The following is a 19955-nucleotide window of genomic DNA, read 5'->3' as shown; positions in this document are numbered from 1 at the left end:
TTGGAGGAGAAACGAATGGAAGCAATGACTTTTGTATTGTTCGGCTCAACAGGGGATTTAGCAAAACGTAAAATTTTCCCTGCTTTGTATAACTTGTTTGTAGATAGCAAAATGCCTGAAGCTTTTTCGGTAATTGGTTTAGGAAGAAAATCGTTCAATGATTCTACATTCCAAACTTACGTAGAACAGGCGTTAGAAGAATTTTCACGTAACAAACCAGAAAATCGCGAATCTGTAGATGCTTTTCTTCGCTCGATTCGTTACCATATCTTAAATGTTGATGATACAGCAGGTTATCAAGAACTGCTCAAAATCGTTGAAACTCGTGAAGCTGAATTAAATATTCCGCAAAATCGTATGTTCTATATGTCAGTCGCTCCTGAATTCTTTGAAGTGATTGCTACTAATATCAAAGATAGCGGACTTGGAACAACAACAGGTTGGAAACGTCTAATCATCGAAAAACCATTTGGACATGATCTTTCTTCTGCTCGTCAGTTGAATGAACAATTAAGCAAAACATTTGCAGAAGAAGAAATTTTCCGTATCGATCACTATTTGGGCAAACCAATGGTGCAAAATTTGGAATCTTTAGCTTCTACCAATCCAGCGATTCAAGCACTTTGGAACAACCGTCATATTGCTAATGTACAGATTACAGCAGCAGAAACAGTGGGTGTTGAAGAACGTGCAGGATATTACGATCACACAGGTGCGATTCGTGATATGATGCAAAACCATATGTTGCAAGTGTTGATGATGACTGCAATGACATTGCCTGCTGGTCATACCGTAGACGATGTACGCTCTCACAAAAAACATATCGCTCAGTCTTTACGCTCCATTTCTAAAGAAGATGCGCACAAACATATCGTACGTGCTCAATATAGTGCTGGTGAAAGCAATGGTAAAGCATTAGCTTCTTATCAAGATGAGCCAGGAATCACTCCAGGTTCGATGACAGATACATTTATCGCTGCTCGTGTATGGGTAGACGATTTCTCTTGGCAAGGGGTTCCTTTCTATATTCGTACCGGAAAACGTATGAAAGAGAAATCAACTCGTATCGTAATTGAATTTAAAGATGTAATGAAAAATGAAGATATCTGTGTAGCTTGTGATGCTCAACCGAATATGTTGGTGATCAGCATTAATCCAGATCAAAAAATCACGCTACAATTAAATCATAAAAATGTCATCACTGGTCGTCTTGAGCCAATGACAGCTGAATTTAAAGTAGGATCAGACAATGAGCCTGAAGCTTACGAATTGTTAATCTATGATGCACTACGTGGAGATGCTACATTCTTCGCTCACTGGGATGAAGTTGAATTGTCCTGGCAGTGGGTACAACCGATCCTAGAAGCATTTGCTGATAACGATTTGCCGATTCATCATTATGCAGCAGGTACGTATGGTCCTGAAGCTTCTAATGAATTGCTTGCTGTTGAAGGATTCCAATGGTTAAAAGATCAACCTGTTCAAGCTTCTGCTCCTGTAGCAGTCGTTTAACAGATACCATAAAATGGGTAATACGCTCTGGTATATGTTTTACAGAGCGTATTCTACATGTGATCTAAAGCTAAAATTTGGCTTTGTAGATATAGATCAATAGAGAAAAGACTTATGGATAGTGAGTAACAACTACTTTTACAAAAAAGACACGGAGGGTTACACAATGAAAATCGGATTAGTTGGATTAGGAAAAATGGGTATGAACCTTGGACAAAACTTAATGGATCACAACCACGAGGTTGTTGCATTTGATTTGAACAAAGAAGCAGTAAAAGAAATCGCTGATCTTGGTGCAACACCAGCATATACATTAGCAGAAGTGGTATCTAACTTAGAATCTCCACGTATCTTATGGATCATGGTTCCTCATGGTGTTGTTGATTCCGTACTAGGCGAGATCGCTCCATTGTTAAATGAAAATGATATCGTGATCGAAGCAGGTAACTCCCACTATAAAGAATCGATCCGTCGTTATAACGAATTGAAATTAAAAGGTATTCGTTACATGGATGCAGGTACTTCAGGTGGTATGAGTGGTGCTCGTAACGGTGCTTGTTATATGGTTGGTGGCGACAAAGAAGCTTGGGATGTAGTTGAACCGGTATTCCGCGATACTTCTGTTGAAAATGGCTTCTTGTATGCAGGCGAATCAGGTAGTGGTCATTACTTGAAAATGGTTCATAACGGTATCGAATACGGTATGATGGCTGCAATTGGTGAAGGATTTGAAGTATTAGAGAAAAGCCCGTACGATTTCAACTACGAAAAAGTAGCACGCGTATGGAACAATGGTTCTGTTATTCGTTCATGGTTAATGGAATTGACAGAAAACGCATTTGCAAAAGATGGTAACTTGGAAGAAATTCAAGGAATCATGCATTCTTCTGGTGAAGGTAAATGGACAGTAGAAGAAGCTATGGATCTACAAATGGCGACTCCAGTTATCGCATTGTCTCTATTAATGCGTTACCGTTCTCTAGACAACGATACATTTACAGGTAAAGTTGTTGCAGCTCTACGTAACGAATTTGGCGGACACGCTGTAGAGAAAAAACAATAATCTAGCGCTTGGTAAAATAAAAGCGACTCTATATTATAGAGTCGCTTTTTTATATTTCAATCTCCAAAATTAATTATACGTATTTAAGTTATTTTAATGTACTACATATGCTACAATATCATAGGAAAGACAAAGTACCGGTGGTAAATGATATGGCGATGCAACCCGAAAGGGGGTGAAGCCATGTCATACTTGGAGGTATTGCTTATTCTTTTAGATGTAGGTATCAAGTTAACCAGCTTAATGGTTGGATTAAACAAAGTTATCGGAATCTGGAAGAAAGCAAAACACAAGAAAAACCGCCGGGACTAAGAGGTAGAAGTCTTATTCGGCGGTTTTTCTTATACTGTTTGACAGTGTAGCATCGTCTTGCTTACTACCTGTTTTGTCGATCCAGCCTACAGTGTACCACCACTGTAGGCTTTCTTTATATTCCTAGTATACACAAAAGGATACTGAAATGAAACGAAATAATCTAATATATCCACAAATTTGAATGATAATGAATTTTGAAAATAAGATACGTAATAAAGATTAGCTAACAGATTTCCCTTTTTAAAATATATAACAAAAAATACATATAAATTTGATATATAACATTGACGTTAACGTGAGATAGTAGTATTATAGTTACATAACTTATATGTAATTATTTTTATATAAAAGATATATGAGTACAAACAAAGTGAGGGATGACAGATGACTCTCTACAAGATTGATGAAGTCGCTACTGCCTGTAACTTAACGAAGCGTACACTTCGCTATTATGAAGAGATTGGGCTTGTTTCTCCTCAGCGTAGTGATGGTGGAACAAGGTTATACAGTCAGACAGATATTGATCGGCTCAAAAAAATTATCAATGCTCGCGATGTGCTAGGCTTCTCGCTTCAAGAATTACAGCATTATGTCAAAGTAACCGAGATGCTCAATGATCAGCGCGAGCAATACCGCAACACTACGGATGAAGAAGAACGTCGTCAGCAATTGATCGAAATGAATAAGACGTTAGATCAACAGCTACATATGGTGGATGAGAAGTTAAACCGTATCTATGCGTTCAAAGCCGATGCAGAATTATTGCGTCAACGGATTCAAGAAGGATTAGCTAAATTAAATTAATGGTTTCCAAGGAGGAATACATCAATATGAGTACCAAAACATCAACTTTAAAAGAACTGCCTGAACGTGGCGGGTTGTTTTCTCAACCTAAAGCAGTCTGGGCTGTTGCTTTTGCTTGTGTGATCTCATTTATGGGTCTGGGTTTAGTTGACCCTATTTTGCCAGCAATCGCTAATCAATTACATGCAAGTAAAAGTCAGGTATCGTTACTATTCACCAGTTATAATCTGGTTACCGGTCTTGCGATGTTAATCACAGGTTTTGTATCCAGTCGGATCGGGGTTAAATGGACATTATTAAGTGGTATTTTGCTGATTATTGCATTCTCAGCATTAGGTGGAGCATCTGATACGATTGCTCAAATCGTTGGTTTCCGCGGTGGATGGGGATTAGGTAATGCGCTATTTATTGCAACAGCGTTATCGGCAATTGTGGGCTTATCGACATCAGGTACAGCCAAAGCGATTATTTTGTATGAAGCAGCACTTGGACTAGGTATTTCAGTCGGTCCTTTGCTTGGTGGAGAATTGGGTTCAATCTCTTGGAGAGGTCCTTTCTTCGGTGTTAGTGTATTGATGGTTATTGGTTTCTTATTTATTTTATTCGTTTTACCGAAAATTCCAAAACCAGCTAAACGCAGTTCACTTGCTGATCCGTTCAAAGCACTTAGCTATCCAGCACTCAAAACATTAGCGATTGTCGCTTTCTTATATAACTTTGGTTTCTTTACATTGATGGCTTATTCTCCTTATGTCATGGGCTTGGATGAACATGGACTTGGTTATGTATTCTTTGGATGGGGAATCTTGCTTGCTTTTACTTCTGTATTTGTAGCCCCTAAATTGCAAAGTCGCTTTAACCTTGCTGCTTCGATGGGTGTAATGTTAACCCTATTTACACTGGATTTGTTAGCAATGGGTATCGGTACATTTATGGGTTCACCAACAACTGTTATTGTGGCTGTTATTGTCGCAGGTATTTTCTTAGGAATTAACAATACGTTGATTACAACGGCTGTTATGGAATCGGCTCCTGTAGAACGTTCGGTTGCTTCGGCTTCATATAGCTTTGTTCGTTTCTTAGGTGGTGCGGCTTCTCCGTGGTTAGCAGGTAAATTATCTGAATGGTACAATGCACAGATGCCATTTTACTTTGGTGCATTAATGGTATTTATCGGTGTATTGGTATTGATTGTACGTCGTCGTCACTTACGTGATATTGATGTATCTCATGCTCACTAATCTTAGGTTCTATATCTAATGTTTGATTCTATATAATAGAAGGAAGAGGATAATCATGACCAATATTCAATCACAAGAACAGATGCCGACCGGTTCCGTATTTCGTAAAATATTAGTAGCTGTAGACGGATCAGAGCACGCAGATCGAGCGTTGCAAAAAGCGATCGAATTGATTCAAGCTTTATCGAGCCAACCTTCACTTACAGCAGTTCATGTCAATCCAGTGATGATGGTTGCTGAACCACCGCTAGGCATTGATGTTGATGCTAAGTTAAATGAAGAAGGGCATGAAATGACAGAACCTTATCGTCAGGTACTTGATCCTACAGGTATTCAGTATGATATTAATTACCAGACAGGTGAACCAGCGACGATTATTTGTGACTTAGCGAATAGCCAAAATTACGATCTAATCGTGATGGGAACTAGAGGAATGAGTAAAATGTCTGAATTATTTCTCGGTAGTGTCAGTCACAAAGTGATCCAGCATGCGAACTGTCCGGTATTGACTGTAAAATAACAAACAGAATACAAATAGATAAATATGCAATACAAGCAAAAGAGCTATACGATCTGATTATTCAGAAGTATAGCTCTTTTTTTGGTATATGAAATGTATAACGATATGGAGTAAGCAGATAGATTGGTTATAAACTAGCCAACATCTTAGATAGTATCGTTTTAGCAATGATCACAGGTAGAATAGCTTCAATACTATTTTATTACCGATCTACTGGATTACTCATTTTGTGGCTGAGTAGAAGATGGGAAATAAGAACCTGCTTGCAGTTCGCTTACAAAATGTTGTAGCCATTTATAATACTGCTGAGCATGTTGCAACTTATGCAGATCACGAAGACAGCTTTCCCTTTCTTCGGCTGTTGTATGCCGGGAAAGGATGATTTCCGATAGCTTGGGAATAACTTCTTCCATAGAAGCGGTCATTACATCGATCTCCCGTTGCAATCGACTACCAAAAAAGTTCTGGAATGTACGAAAATAATCGGTTTCTGCTTGATATTGATCTTTGCGGTCGCGCTTCTCGTCCAGCTTGTTGATCATGCGTGACTCCATTAGAGAGCGGACAGCATAACTCATATTGCTTTTACTCATATTCATATCGTTTTTCATCTCTTCAAGGGTCATTGGACGATCTTCAAAGTACATAACGCCATATAACTGACCGAAGGAATGATTCACTCCATACAGATCCATCGTCTGAGCAATCGCCTCAATCATGTCTGCGCGAAGCTCTTGCTGTCTGGAACGGGAGGGTTCGCTGGATATCTCATTTATTTCCTTTTCCATTATGTCACCTCATAATATGTAATTTATTTCCGGTGAAATTAATAAATTTTACATGAATCACCAATGTTTTTACACTGTGATAACTCATCAATGTGAATTTGATTGTACAATATTTTTTGTACAGAACATATAATAACACGAAAAAGAACAAATGAAGACAACAATTAAAGAAAAATTGAACACAGGAGTGGATGTATTGAAAACGAGAATATTCCGAGAGGCCGAGGCATTGCTGTTTACTATGCCGGCTGTGATTCCGCTACTGGTATTCTGGCTAGGCCCTCTTGGATACATATTTTATCTGAGCTTTACGGACTGGGATTTTATGAGTCCGGACAAGCTGTTTGTCGGACTGGATAATTATCGGTACCTGCTGACCAATCCCGAATTTTATCAGGCGCTGAAAGTAACAGCATTGTTTGGACTAGGCAGTGTTATTCCGATTATGGTAGGCGGCTTGCTACTGGCTTTGCTGATGAACAGCAAACTTCGTACGTCAGGCATATACCGTGCTTTTATTTTCTCTCCATGGGTAACGCCGACTGTCGCTGTATCTATTGTCTGGTCATGGATTTTTCAGCCAGATGTAGGTTATGCGAACCATGTACTGAGCTGGTTTGGTATAGCAGGAATCGGCTGGCTACAAGATTCGCACTGGGCACTTATAGCTATCCTGATCGTTACGCTGTGGAAATCGGTCGGCTGGGCGATGATCTTCTATCTGGTGGCTTTGCGTAATCTTCCATCGGATCTGCTGGAAGCAGCTTCAATAGATGGAGCTGGTGCATGGAGAAGTTTCCGGCATATTACCTTGCCACTGATCTCGCCAACAACCTTTTTCCTTGCAGTGATCCTAACGATTCAGTCTCTGCAAGCTTATGATCAGATCAATGTAATGACACAAGGCGGGCCGGCAGGTTCAACGCGTACACTGCTGTATCTGTATTATCAATCTGCTTTTGAGGCATTTAATGTAGGGGAGGCTTCTTCTGTGGCTGTAGTAATTATTCTAATCTGTGTGCTGTTGTCGGGATGTTCTTTCCTGATCGGGCGAAAGATGGTGCATTACCAGTGAATATGACACGAGCAGAAAAAAAGGAGACATCCTATCCGCCAATCACTCCGGATCGGCATGAATCTGCGTCACACAGTCAGCGAACAGCAGGCAAAAGCAACGATCCTATAACTGTGACTCGTTATCGCTGGAATACAGGCCAGCTAGTGCGCTATGTGCTACTGACTATAATTAGTCTGATGATGGCTTTTCCATTTTATTGGATGGTGATGAGCGGATTCAAGACCAATGATGAGATTTTCCGCTTTCCGCCGACATTTTGGCCGGAGACGTTTCTATGGAGCAACTATATAGATGCATGGCATGCGGCTCCATTTGCCCGCTATATTCTGAACAGTATCGGCGTGGGCGCAGCGATATCTCTGCTACAGATCATCAATTCCAGCATGATGGCTTATGCGCTGACTCATATGCGCTTTCGGCTCAAAGTGCTGTTCACCGGTGTCGTACTGCTCGGTTATATGATTCCGAGTACAGCCGTATACTTGCCCAGCTATCTGGTATTGAGCAAGTTACAGCTACTGGACAGTTATACCGGATTGATTCTGTCCAACTGTGTCAGTGTATTCTCGATTTTCCTGATCCGGCAAGCCTTTATGCAGATTTCCCACGAACTGGTAGAGGCAGGGCAGCTTGATGGTGCTTCTCATTTCCGGATTCTATGGACGATCATCACACCGCTGGCGCGTTCTACGTTTGCAGTAATGGTGCTGATTACGTTTATCGAGCAGTACAATAATTATTTCTGGCCAATGCTTATTACCAAGAGTCCTGATCTTCAGCTAGTATCGGCTGGACTACGCAGTTTCTTTGTGGAAGGGGGAGCCTATGGTCTGAAATGGCCGCAAATTATGGCTGCCAGTGCGTTCACTATTGCTCCACTGTTGATTCTGTTTTTATTTACTCAGAAAACGATTATGCAAAGTGTAAATATGTCGGCAGGAGTAAACAAAAACTAAAAGCAATCTGTGAAACATACAGATTGGCTATTACAGTTGCATGTAACCAGACAAGATCAGTTTGAAAAATGCTTTACAACAGGCAATCATTTTACATATGAGAAGGGATTACGACTATGAAATCATTTCGTTTATTCGGAAAAGAGATCGTCAAAAAACCTGTTAACAACATCCTCAATAACAGTTATCACGCAGAGAGAAACGATCACAAGTCTGACTCTAGTATACATCCGGAATCGCTGACAGAGCATCGCCGTACAGCCAAGCGTCGTTCCTTGCTGAAATGGAAATCTGTTCTACCGTTAATGGTCATCTCTAGCTTCCTGCTAACTACAGCTTGCGGATCACCAAGCAACAGTGCAACCAGTGCAGCAGGCTCTACCGCTTCATCCAATGGACCGGTAGAGATCGAATTCTGGTACGGACTCGGTGGTAAGCTGGGCGATAATATGAAGAAAACGATCGATGCATTCAATGCTTCACAAAAGGATGTTGTCGTCAAAGGAATCGTACAGGCAGACTATGATGAGACCGAACAAAAGTTACAAGCAGCTATTGCTTCCGGTCAGGTGCCTGCCGCTGTGCTCAGCTCTAATGTAGAGTGGGCGAAAAAAGGCTATTATGCACCGATGGATCAATTTATTGCAACCGATCCTGATTTTAAGAAAGACGATTTTGTACAGACGTTTCTAACGCAAGGACAGGTGGATAGCAAGCAGTATTTCCTGCCTATGTACGGTACAACCCAGATCATGTATTACCGCAAAGATACGCTCAAAGCTAACGGAATAGATCCAGCCAGTCTGACTACCTGGGAATCTCTGGCATCAGCGGCTGCCAAAATGACCAAAAAAGAAAATGGAAAAACGATCTTCTACGGCTGGGAACCGATGTGGGGCAGTGACAATATGATCGATGCTGTGCTGAGTAAAGGCGGCCAAATAATCAGTGATGATGGTAAAACGGTTATGATCGATTCACCGGAATGGATCGAGACATGGGACATGTTCCGCAAATGGATTCATGAAGACCAGATCATGACGATCCACTCTGGTGGACAGGGATGGGAATACTGGTACAAAACGATTGATGATGTGATGAAAAACAAAGCAGCAGGTTATACCGGATCCAGTGGAGATCAGGGAGATCTGGACTTCAAAATTGTCGGTGCGATGGAACAGCCGGGTTGGGAAGGAAAAGGTGAAGGCAAGCCAGTTGCGAATGCGATTATGGCAGGTATTCCTGCCAAAGCAAGTCCAGAGCAACAGCAAGCAGCCTTCAAATGGCTGACTTACTTCTCCAAAGCATCCAATACAGCACAATGGTCAATGAATACCGGATATATTGCGGTACGTCAATCAGCACTGCAAGATCCAGAGTTCAAAGCATTCAGTCAAAAAAATCCACAGATCGAAGTCCCGCTGAAGCAGGCTTCCCATGCATCGGCACCATTTCAAGACCCAACAGGTGGCAAAATCAATGATGCACTCAAAGTAGCTGCTGATCAGGTAGAGATCAATAATGTACCAGCTACGCAGGCACTGCAAGAAGCCAAAGTCAAAGCCCAGCAGGAGCTGGATCGGGTGAATAGCCGCTAATAGCATTGTTGAACTGAAGCGCTGAGCCAACAGGCAGACTGACGATAAGAATACAATAATGTTAGCAATAATATACAGATTTCTTTGACAGGATCATGTTTTCTCCAAAGTTCTCCTACTGAATTTTACAGTAAATAAACAAAGACAGTGTGCAGCTGCGTAATGCTGTGCACTGTCTTCAGTTACACGCAGGAAAGGGACATGCACACATGGCAGAAGTAAGCAGAGAAACTACAAAATCCACAGAAACCGCAGAATCGATAAGAGCAATAAGAGAGCAACCGAATCTGCTCGCTTCTATCCATAATCGACTCTGGAATCTTGAATCTGAATCTATAAAGGCAGTGTTGCTGGACAAGGATGGTACACTACTTGATTTTAATCGTATGTGGGGATTCTGGACTGACAAAGTGATAAGATTGTTTCATTTTCGGCTGGCAGACCATGGTTGTTCGATCAGTCAGGAGGATATTCCTCATATTTGGGGAACGATACATGACGAGCAGGGACACATGATCGATTATGATGCTCGTGGACCGCTGGCGATGGGTACGATGGACGAAGTATATGCTGTACTGATCTGGCATGGCTATCGTGCCGGATTATCATGGGCGGTATCCAAAGCAATCGTACATGGTTGTATCCAAGAAGCCAATCTGGCTATGGAGCATGCTAGACCGGCATATCCGCTACTAGGAGTAAGAGAATTTCTGGATCAGTGCAGGGAAAAAGGAATACGGCTTGGCGTGGTAACCGCAGATGATACAGACAGTGCCCGCAAGCATCTGGAATGGATGGGCATGGTAGATTATTTTGAAGTAATTGTGGGCAATGATCGCGTATTGCAAGGCAAGCCATTTGCCGATATGATACTACTAGCCTGCGAGGAACTCGGTATTACACCGGATCAGACAGCAGTGATTGGCGATACGAATGGCGATATGCAGATGGCTAGAGCAGCGGACTGTGCAATCGCGATCGGTATAGGTACAGGTGTAGCTAGTCAGTCTGCGGACGCTGTTATTTTCTCCTTTACCCAGTTGCTTGAGCATGAAGGAGTACAGGAATGACAGGCAATGCAGGCTGGATTCTGCTTCTGCTGGCGATTGTGCTGGAGTTAACCGGTACGATTATGATGAAAATGTCGGATGGGTTCAGTCGTATTGTGCCGTCGGTATTAATGTTTGTCTGTTACGGAGCTAGCTTTACCCTGTTGAATTATGCAGTACGTTATATGCCGATTAGCATTGCTTATGCGATCTGGTCTGGTGTGGGAATTACATTGATCAGTATTGCTGGATATTACTTTTTTGGAGAGCGTCTAAGAACAGCATCGGTCTGCTGGATAGTACTGATTATTGTTGGAATTATCGGATTGAAATGGAGTGATGCACAATGAAGCCTTTGGAAAATAATCCTGCTGTACAGCCAGCCAACCATAATTTCGGACAACGGCTGGCTAGCTTTCAGGTCATTACAGATACGCATGTGACAGAAGATCCGCAACATATTCACAATCTTCACTGGGACAGGGCACTGGCAGATATTGCTCGGCGCGGCGGCGATAGTCTCGGCGTTATGCATGTAGGAGATGTGACCGATCACGGTCTGGAAGCAGAATACTGGGAAATGCACCGGATATGGGAAAAGTATTGTGATCAGCTACCCCCTTTCTTTTTTACGATGGGAAATCATGATGTGGGCGATTTTATTTGGGAAGAAGCACCGCAGGAATTGACCGGATTGAAGGGGAAGCAACTGCTGGAATTATGGGAGCAATATCAGGCGCAAATAGGTGCTGAATCTTCTCTGCCAGAAAAAAAGGATATAGCTTCGCAGCAACTGTGGCAGCGGAGGATTGGTAATTTTAATGAAGCTACAGACACAGACGGTTCTTATCATGATCATTGGATCGGTGGTTATCACTTCATTTTTATCGGCACCGAAAAGCCGTTGTCCAAAGACTGTCATTTGACGCAGGAACAGTTGGATTGGCTTGATCGCAAGCTGGCAGAACAGTCTTCACAGGAGCGACCGATCTTTCTGTTTCTGCATCAGCCTTTGATCAATACGGTGGCGGGTTCATTGGAACAGCAGGGCTGGTACGGGGTAGATCAAGATGAGCTGCTACGCCATATATTATCTGCATATCCACATGTGATTTTGTTTACCGGACATACGCACTGGCAGTTGGGAGCACCGCATACTATGTATGATGGACAAGGCAAGCTACCTACGATGTTCAATGCTTCTTCGGTCGCTTATCTGTGGACGGATGAGGATGAATATCTGGAAGGAAGCGAAGGATACGAGGTGGATATTTATGAGCATCATGTACAAGTCCGCGGAAGGAACTTTGTAACAGGTACATGGATTGATGAAGCAGACTATATAGTGACTTATTCCGATGATATCGCAGTAACAGAATAAGACAGTAATCTCTCTCCAGAAGTAGGATAACTAACATTGACGAGGACTTCTGATCTGTATACTGCGGATTAGGCTACTGATAGTAAATATGGTATTCTTACTTCTGGTTCTGCTTTTAGAGCAGTCATTCTGTTTATAATATAGAGAAAATAGAATTGGAGAGATGATCAGATGAAACTGGTTCCCCCTCAGTCATTTACATATCGCGGAGGAGCAAGGGCTGCTCTACTGCTACATGGATATACTGGCAATACACTGCATGTCCGCAAACTGGGACGTTTCCTGAATGATAGAGGGTATACCTGTCATGGCCCGCTGTATAAAGGACACGGCAGTACTCCAGAAGAACTGCTACACACCAAACCTTCGGAATGGTGGAAAAGTGCTGTAGACGGTTATGAATATCTAGAGCAGGAAGGGTATGAAGAGATCGCTGTAGTTGGTGTATCACTGGGCGGTGTATTCTCCCTGCGACTGGGTACTCTATTTCCTGCCAAAGCTATCGTCTCGATGTGTGCACCTATACGTGAAAAAGACAATGAAGATATTCTCAGACGGGTACTGGAATATGCCCGCTGGTTCAAGTCTATCGAAGGCAAAGAAGAGACACAGATTGAGAAGGAACTGATAGAGCTAGCTGAAGAACCTCTGCACAGTCTGGATCAATTACGTAAACTAATATCCTCTACCGCTAGTCAGGTAAAGCGTATCTCTGCACCGACCATGATTATGCAGGGTGAGCTTGATGAAGACCTTTATCTAGAGAGTGCCCGGATTATTTATGAAGATCTGACTATGCCGATCAAGGAGCTGAAATGGTATGACCAATCCGGTCATATTCTGACGATGGACAAGCAACATGATCTGGTATTTGAAGATGTATATCGATTTCTGGAAAGTCTAGAGTGGGATGCAGCGTCGAGTTCGGGAGAGTAAGAAGAAAGAATATGTAATATAGCTGTATAAATGAATATCTAATACCAGCAAAAGAGCTATACGATCTGATTATTCAGAAGTATAGCTCTTTTTTTGATATGGGTAGTTGATAACGATTTAGAGTGAGCAGATTAGTTTGTTATGACTTAGACGACATTTTAGACAACATCGCTATTAGGAATGATCACTGGTAGAACAGCTTCAATACCATTACGAATCTGCTGACAAGAGTATTCAAATTTGGTCTGCTCTTCCGCAGTCAGTTGAAGTTCGATAATTTCTTTGATGCCTTCGCCACCGATAATGGCAGGTACACCTGCACAGACATCATATTGTCCGTATTCTCCTTCTAATATAGAAGAAACAGCAATAATCCGTTGTTCATCATTAAGAATCGAACGGGCGATATATGCAAGCGCATTGCCGATACCGAATTGTGTATTGCCTTTGCGGGTAAAAATCTCCCAGCCTGCATCTTTGGTTTTGCGAGCGATATCATCCAGATTCAGATCAGGAAAACGAGCGGTATGTTGATCCAAAATATGCAATAACGGCTTACCGCCAATCGTAACATGTGACCATGCGACAAATTGAGATTCTCCATGTTCTCCAAGTGCATATCCATGTACACTGCGTGGATCGATCGAAAACACATCAGAAAGTAGCGTTTTGAGGCGAGAAGAATCGATCGATGTACCTGTTCCGATCACACGTTCACGTGGAAAGCCTGAAATTTGCCATACGAGATGAGTAATCACATCTACAGGGTTAGCCGCGACAATAAATACACCGTTAAATCCACTCGCGACAATTGGTTCTGTAATTTCGCGAGCAATCGCGGCAGTCTCATGCAAAATATTCATCCGGTTATTTTGCCCGGGTATCGGATTAGCTCCGGCAGTAATAATCACAATATCCATATCTCCACAATCTTGCAATGTACCTGCATAGACTTTGGTACGGTGAGAGGTGAATTCCATACAATGTGACAAATCCAATGCTTGGGCTACTGCACGTTCATGAGTACGTCCGATCATCATAATCTCATCACCGATAGATTGATTAATCATCGAATACGCACAACCTGCTCCTACCATTCCAGCGCCTACGATAGCCACTTTTCTTGATTTTCTACGCATAGCTAACCTCCTGCTCTTTTTCATATACAATGTAATATTGGCTGATCTATATTTAATAAAATACAACTAAAGTGCATTTCAATGTCAATTAACTATTCATGATCACTTATAATAGTACTTTATTTTGCTTCTTATTAACAGATGTGTCATGAAACTTAACTTAATATTTATTTGAAATGAATAGAATGTGATAAAAGTGTGAATACGCGATACAATAGTCGTTTAAGGGTAATAACAAATAGTAAGCAAAACAAGGAGGAATAAATAATGTCTACTATTCAAAATGAACGTATTCTACTGGCAAGCCGTCCAAAAGGTGTGCCAACTGCAGAAAACTTTACGATCGATCAGCAACCACTAGAGGACGCTAAAGAAGGTCAATTGCAAATTCAGACGTTATATATATCAGTCGATCCTTATATGAGAGGACGAATGAGTGAAGCGAAGTCTTATGCTGCTTCTTATGCTCTAAATGAACCTGTTAGTGGCGGTTCTATCGGTAAAGTGTTGCAAAGTAACGATTCTCGTTATCAAGAAGGCGATATTGTAGTCGGTGGATGGGGATGGCAGCGATATGCTGTTGTCGATGCAGACACTTGTCGCAAAGTCGATCCAGAACTGGCTCCAATCTCTACAGCTGTCGGTGTACTAGGTATGCCTGGACTTACTGCTTACTTTGGTACACTTCGTATCGGTAATCCACAACCAGGCGAGACGCTAGTTGTCTCCGGTGCAGGTGGTGCTGTAGGGATGTTAGTAGGACAGATTGGTAAAATCAAAGGTTGTCGTGTAGTAGGTATCTCAGGTTCAGAGGAGAAAAACCGCTATCTATTAGATGAACTTGGATTTGATGCTGTAATTAACTATAAAGACGAGAAGCCTGTGCGTGAAGCATTGGAAGAAGCTTGCCCAGATGGTGTCGATATTTATTTTGATAATGTCGGTGGTGAAATCTCGGATGCTGTTATTGATCTACTTAATACCAATGCACGTATTCCATTATGCGGACAGATTTCTCTATATAACAATGAGAAACCAGATATCGGCCCACGTATCCAACCTACTTTGCTCAAACGGACAGTATTGCTTAAAGGATTCTTAGTTGGTGATTATGCAGCTGACGCAGCCGAAGGATTGAAAGAAATGGGTAGCTGGGTAAAAGAAGGCAAGCTGAAATATCGCGAAAATGTAATAGAAGGTTTTGAAAATACACCGCAAGCCTTTATCGGATTATTTAGCGGTGAAAATCTAGGTAAACAATTGGTTAAAGTGACTGATTAATCATATACTAGATCATCTATAAAATAATACAATCTGCAAAACAATATATAAATATATCAAAAAACCGGCTTCTATTTTGTAGAAGTCGGTTTTTTATGTGTTGATATAGATTATTTAGACAACGGAATAGCAGAATCTGATGTCATTTTGCGATATTGACGGTACATCGATATTCTCCAATGTAATAGTGTGCCAAAAGCCAGAATAAAAAACACGCCTGCTGTTTGTGGAATCGAAATATACTGCTCGATAAATCGGTGTAACAGTAAACGGATCATTAATAGACCAATTAAAATAAACAGAAAACTTTTGGAGCGTTGCACAACGATATCTGTACCAGATCGTTCAAACTTGGTACCGCGAATTAACGGATACGAAAAAATAAACCATCCGGCTAAAAAAGCGCCTAAAGCCCATATCCAGGACACCCGAAAATCAGCCACAACAAACATAAAAAAACCAGTACTCATTCCCATAGGCGGGATCAGAATTTTTTTGGCATTGACCGGTCTGTGATTAGTACGAGAACGTACCAGAATAGCGGTTATCGCAATCACTAACAGACCTACAGTTGATCCGATCTGTAAAAATGAGGGACTAAATTGTAGCATAATAAAGGTCAAACCCCTCTTCTGCAATTAAAATGGAATTACGCTTTCATTATATCATATTACCAGTCGTGATCGTTGTTATCAAAGTCTGTAAAGTGGTCTATTTTGTTAAAATTTTACTTATAGTGTGAAAGACCTACAACAATAAAAAGCTGTTTTGTCGAAATAGTAAAATATAGTAAAATGTAGAGAAGATAAATCAAAGTATACTCGCTCGGCAGATCTGTATCATGTTCGATAATCTGTTACACCAAAGGGGAATACAGTGAAATGACAACATATCAAATTTTAATCGCAGAAGATGAACCAGCTTTACGATTTTTGCTACAAGAAACGTTGGAAGATGAAGGGTACAATGTGATCGAAGCAGAAGATGGTAAGCAAGCTCAAGACAAACTATCCAGTCACCCTTTTGACCTTGTTATTTTGGATTATATGATGCCTGAAGCTACAGGGATCGAAGTATGCGAATGGTTACGTCAAAGTGGCGGAGTCAATGCGAAGAAGCCTGTTATTTTACTGACAGCCAAAGCACAGGAGAAAGATCGGATTCGTGCGGAGCAAGCAGGAGTATCTCTATATATGTCCAAGCCATTTAGCCCGCTACAATTGATGGATGCAGCCGAAGAATTACTGTCAGCCAGTGGAGGCGATGAATAATGAATCCAGCCCGCGGGGGTCTGGCACGCCGGGTCGCTTTATGGACGATTGTTCTTTTTTTGGTGTTTGGCATTATCATTTTTGCTGTCGAATGGTTTTTTAAGCAACAGACCGCAGATATTACCAATGATATTAATACACATCTTAATCAGCAAAATCAGATTCAAGATATGGATGAAGATTATCGTACAGCAGTGTCTGATTTTCGGGCATATCTGGCTTATGATCGCAATGAATTTTTATTGGAAGCCGAGACAAGTCGCGATCAATTTGTAAAGCGTTTGGATACATTTAAAAAAGCTCAGACCGAAGATTCACGTCTGGATGAATTATCACGCAAAAGCACAGAATACTTTAGCTATTTTCCAGTGATGCAAGCACTCAAACAGCAAAATAATCAAACTGAAATCAATCGTATTTCACAGACGATCACTACTTCTCTGGTGCAATCGGTCAATAGCGAGTTAGATCGGTTAATGCAGATTGAACGCCAAGAAGTGAACGATCTGATTGCCAAAAGTAAACGTATCAATTCTTTGATCCTGTTTGTACCGTTGGTGTTGATTTTGTTAGGACTGGGAACTGCTGTTATATTGATTCGTTATTTACGCAAATCGATTATTCATCCGATCGCCCAGATGGAGCAAGCAGTAGAGCGGATAAGTAAAGGGGAATATATTCATTTAGAAAATACCTTTTCGCAGGACGAGATTGGTGGGCTTGTTGCTGGTATTAATCATATGAGTGATCAGTTGAAAGAACGCCATCAAGAACTGGAAGAAAGTCTGCGCCAAATGGGAGAACAACACGACGAGTTGGAAGCTCAGAATGAAGAAATTATGATGCAACAACAAGAGCAGGAAACGATCTTGGAACGGTTGACCGAGCGTGAGACACAGTTACAATGGATCAATTCGTATCAAGAAAAGCTAACCGGTTTTGCGCAGATGAATGACTTTTTAGAAAGCAGTCTGCGTGCGTTGATGCAAGCGACACGTCATGATGCTCTAATGCTTGTTATTCAAGATGAGATTGGCAACCCTGCTTCGTCACGCATGATGTATTCGATTGGATGGCCACATACGATACATGGAGAAGCTATTGATCATTTATTTGGGCCCGCATTACAAGTATTAGAAGAAAAGTCTCCTATTGTTCGTAGCCGTACTCTCAGCACCGAAGAAAAAGGAGTTCATCAAGGATATGAACGTGCAGACGATCATTATTATCCTATTTTTAATGAAGAAATGAATGTGCTTGGGTTTGTGCTGTTTACAACGTACGGTAGTCTAATGGTGCATATCAAAGATAAATTGATGACAGAAGGATTAATCGGACAATTTGGACTGGCATATCAAGCGCAACTCGCAAGTGAAGAGCGGCGCAAGCAAAGTGTTCGTCTGGAAGAACTTAATACAGAATTGGAACTGGAAAAACGGATGCTCAAGCAACAACGGGATACGATTCAGCAAATTATCGATTCTCTGCATGAAGGCTTGGTACTTTGCGATCCACAAGGGACGATTTCATTTTGCAATCAACAGGTAAGTCGTGTGAATCCAGAACTGATCACAGGAGCTAATATTACCTCACTCACAGAATATCTGGATCATCATACAGTAGAACACACAATGTTGAGCGAGCAGATTCAGCAGTTGCTGACTGAAGAAAGCAAAGAGTGGAAAACGCAGTTCTCTCTCCAAGGACGTGACGGATCTATTTATTATATGGAAATGTATATGAATATGATCAAAGGTATGAATTTAGAAAATTATCATCTATTTGTATTCCGCGACCGTACCGAAGAAGAACAAGCGGATCAATTGAAAAATGAATTTGTAAGTATTGTCTCGCATGAACTACGAACTCCGCTGGCAAGTATTCTGGGATTTGTAGAGATACTACTTCATCGTGAAGTCAAACCGGAAAAAGCGAAAAAATATATGGAAACGATACATGGAGAAGCTAATCGCTTATCCAATCTAATCAGTGATTTTCTGGATCTCCAACGGATGGAATCAGGCAAGCAAAATTATACACTGGTTCCGTTTGATCTGAATCCGATTGTGCAAAGTGTAGCCAAACAATGGGATAACAAACAAGGATATACGATTGGAATTGATGTACCTGAAGGAGTATGTCTGGTACGCGCAGACAGTGATCGGATTACACAGGTTATGCATAATTTGATTAGTAATGCGATTAAGTATTCACCGGGGCAAGAACGTGTCGATGTTCGCTTAGTGGATGGAGATACGCACTGGATTGCGGCAGTCCAAGATTATGGTCTGGGTATACCGGAAGAATCCAAGCCTCATATGTTTGGTAAATTTTATCGTGTAGACAATTCAGATCGTCGTCAGATCGGTGGCACAGGCTTAGGGCTTGCGATTGTCAAAGAAATCGTAGAAGACTTAGGCGGAGAAGTGTATTTCGACTCTATATTAGGTCAAGGCAGTACATTCTATATTAAATTGCCTAAATTCCATCTGCGTGCACTGGATGACAAAATTGTGGTACTGGAAGACGATGAAAATCTAGCTCGTCTGATTGGGGCTACGTTTGAAGAACAAAATTACGAAATTTTGCGTATGGATACCGCAGAAGAAGCATTGCTTGCTCTGGAGTATAGTCAGCAACCGCCTTTATTGTGTCTGGTGGATGTACAGCTACATGGTTCGCAAAATGGATGGGACTTTATTCAAGCGCTCAAAAATGACAAAGCGTATCGTCATGTGCCTGTGATTATCTCATCAGCATTAGATCAACCGGACAATTATGCCGAGACATCGAATGAGCGCTATTTACAAAAGCCATTTAGTGTAGAACGGTTGTTAGAGTTAGGGATGAACTTAATCCATAGTGATACGAAAAGTACAGGATTGGTTGTAGCGATGCAAAATGAAGATACTGTCAAAACAACTTTGCAAAAAAATGGACTTGGCGAAGCTGAATTACAACTTAATGAAGATTTTATTCAAGTGGATTGGATTAAAGAAGATACCCCGCCTCAAGAGTAATCT

19 protein-coding genes are annotated in these 19955 nt (G+C 41.4%); 16 read left to right on the top strand and 3 right to left on the bottom strand.

Going from position 1 to position 19955, the window contains the following annotated elements:
• Positions 1-15: 15 nt before the first annotated feature.
• The 6 genes from zwf to PQ460_RS21715 all read left to right on the top strand — a co-directional run bounded on the left by zwf (position 16) and on the right by PQ460_RS21715 (position 5455).
• Positions 16-1512, top strand: coding sequence for a glucose-6-phosphate dehydrogenase (zwf, locus tag PQ460_RS21740; protein WP_274171148.1), 1497 nt, complete (start codon positions 16-18; stop codon positions 1510-1512).
• 166 nt (positions 1513-1678) lie between these two features.
• Positions 1679-2575: a phosphogluconate dehydrogenase (NAD(+)-dependent, decarboxylating) gene (gene gnd, locus PQ460_RS21735; RefSeq protein WP_069329580.1), complete on the top strand. Its 897-nt coding sequence runs from the start codon at positions 1679-1681 to the stop codon at positions 2573-2575.
• A gap of 183 nt (positions 2576-2758) precedes the next feature.
• The gene (locus PQ460_RS21730; protein ID WP_274171147.1) at positions 2759-2887 is read left to right on the top strand and encodes a hypothetical protein; all 129 of its coding nucleotides are present in this window, start codon (positions 2759-2761) and stop codon (positions 2885-2887) included.
• Between the two features lie 387 nt (positions 2888-3274).
• Positions 3275-3694, top strand: coding sequence for a MerR family transcriptional regulator (locus PQ460_RS21725; RefSeq protein ID WP_273614623.1), 420 nt, complete (start codon positions 3275-3277; stop codon positions 3692-3694).
• 26 nt (positions 3695-3720) lie between these two features.
• Entirely contained in the window at positions 3721-4935 is a 1215-nt protein-coding gene (locus tag PQ460_RS21720) for an MFS transporter (RefSeq protein ID WP_273614624.1), read from the top strand.
• A gap of 55 nt (positions 4936-4990) precedes the next feature.
• Complete coding sequence (locus PQ460_RS21715) at positions 4991-5455, top strand: universal stress protein (protein ID WP_274171146.1); 465 nt, start codon at positions 4991-4993, stop codon at positions 5453-5455.
• A 218-nt stretch (positions 5456-5673) separates the two neighbouring features.
• Here PQ460_RS21715 and PQ460_RS21710 read toward each other — a convergent pair whose 3' ends face one another.
• Positions 5674-6243 (bottom strand): GbsR/MarR family transcriptional regulator, encoded by a 570-nt coding sequence (locus PQ460_RS21710; RefSeq protein WP_274171145.1) that lies wholly within the window; start codon positions 6241-6243, stop codon positions 5674-5676.
• 241 nt (positions 6244-6484) lie between these two features.
• On the opposite strand from PQ460_RS21710, the gene PQ460_RS21705 reads away from it, so the two are divergent.
• The 7 genes from PQ460_RS21705 (at position 6485) to PQ460_RS21675 (ending at position 13241) form a co-directional block, all read left to right on the top strand.
• Entirely contained in the window at positions 6485-7318 is an 834-nt protein-coding gene (locus tag PQ460_RS21705) for a carbohydrate ABC transporter permease (RefSeq protein ID WP_443147223.1), read from the top strand.
• A 179-nt stretch (positions 7319-7497) separates the two neighbouring features.
• Positions 7498-8277 carry a carbohydrate ABC transporter permease gene (locus PQ460_RS21700; protein WP_274172991.1) on the top strand — a complete coding sequence of 260 codons (780 nt, stop codon included), beginning with the start codon at positions 7498-7500 and terminating at the stop codon, positions 8275-8277.
• A gap of 305 nt (positions 8278-8582) precedes the next feature.
• Positions 8583-9875 (top strand): ABC transporter substrate-binding protein, encoded by a 1293-nt coding sequence (locus PQ460_RS21695; protein ID WP_274172990.1) that lies wholly within the window; start codon positions 8583-8585, stop codon positions 9873-9875.
• 209 nt (positions 9876-10084) lie between these two features.
• Positions 10085-10945 carry an HAD family hydrolase gene (locus PQ460_RS21690; protein ID WP_274171143.1) on the top strand — a complete coding sequence of 287 codons (861 nt, stop codon included), beginning with the start codon at positions 10085-10087 and terminating at the stop codon, positions 10943-10945.
• Positions 10942-11274 carry a DMT family transporter gene (locus tag PQ460_RS21685; protein ID WP_274171142.1) on the top strand — a complete coding sequence of 111 codons (333 nt, stop codon included), beginning with the start codon at positions 10942-10944 and terminating at the stop codon, positions 11272-11274. Before PQ460_RS21690 ends, PQ460_RS21685 begins: the two co-directional genes overlap by 4 nt.
• On the top strand, positions 11271-12305 hold the full coding sequence (locus PQ460_RS21680; RefSeq protein ID WP_274171141.1) for a metallophosphoesterase family protein: 1035 nt from the start codon (positions 11271-11273) through the stop codon (positions 12303-12305). The genes PQ460_RS21685 and PQ460_RS21680 overlap by 4 nt, the downstream gene beginning before the upstream one ends.
• A gap of 171 nt (positions 12306-12476) precedes the next feature.
• Entirely contained in the window at positions 12477-13241 is a 765-nt protein-coding gene (locus tag PQ460_RS21675) for an alpha/beta hydrolase (RefSeq protein WP_273614626.1), read from the top strand.
• Between the two features lie 158 nt (positions 13242-13399).
• Here the strand turns inward: PQ460_RS21675 and PQ460_RS21670 are convergent, their stop codons facing one another.
• The gene (locus PQ460_RS21670; RefSeq protein ID WP_274171140.1) at positions 13400-14380 is read right to left on the bottom strand and encodes an L-lactate dehydrogenase; all 981 of its coding nucleotides are present in this window, start codon (positions 14378-14380) and stop codon (positions 13400-13402) included.
• Positions 14381-14647: 267 nt separating this feature from the next.
• Between PQ460_RS21670 and PQ460_RS21665 the strand changes: the two genes are divergently transcribed.
• The gene (locus PQ460_RS21665; protein ID WP_273614628.1) at positions 14648-15661 is read left to right on the top strand and encodes an NADP-dependent oxidoreductase; all 1014 of its coding nucleotides are present in this window, start codon (positions 14648-14650) and stop codon (positions 15659-15661) included.
• Between the two features lie 110 nt (positions 15662-15771).
• Here the strand turns inward: PQ460_RS21665 and PQ460_RS21660 are convergent, their stop codons facing one another.
• Complete coding sequence (locus tag PQ460_RS21660; RefSeq protein WP_273614629.1) at positions 15772-16272, bottom strand: CcdC family protein; 501 nt, start codon at positions 16270-16272, stop codon at positions 15772-15774.
• A 270-nt stretch (positions 16273-16542) separates the two neighbouring features.
• Here PQ460_RS21660 and PQ460_RS21655 point away from each other — a divergent pair, with 270 nt between their 5' ends.
• Both PQ460_RS21655 and PQ460_RS21650 read left to right on the top strand, forming a co-directional pair.
• Entirely contained in the window at positions 16543-16932 is a 390-nt protein-coding gene (locus tag PQ460_RS21655) for a response regulator transcription factor (protein WP_273614630.1), read from the top strand.
• Positions 16932-19952: an ATP-binding protein gene (locus PQ460_RS21650; protein WP_274171139.1), complete on the top strand. Its 3021-nt coding sequence runs from the start codon at positions 16932-16934 to the stop codon at positions 19950-19952. Before PQ460_RS21655 ends, PQ460_RS21650 begins: the two co-directional genes overlap by 1 nt.
• The last annotated feature ends 3 nt before the right edge of the window (positions 19953-19955 follow it).

This window comes from Paenibacillus sp. KACC 21273 (genome assembly GCF_028736095.1).
Taxonomy (GTDB): domain Bacteria; phylum Bacillota; class Bacilli; order Paenibacillales; family Paenibacillaceae; genus Saccharibacillus; species Saccharibacillus kyungheensis.
This window is presented reverse-complemented; position numbering and strand designations above follow the sequence as displayed.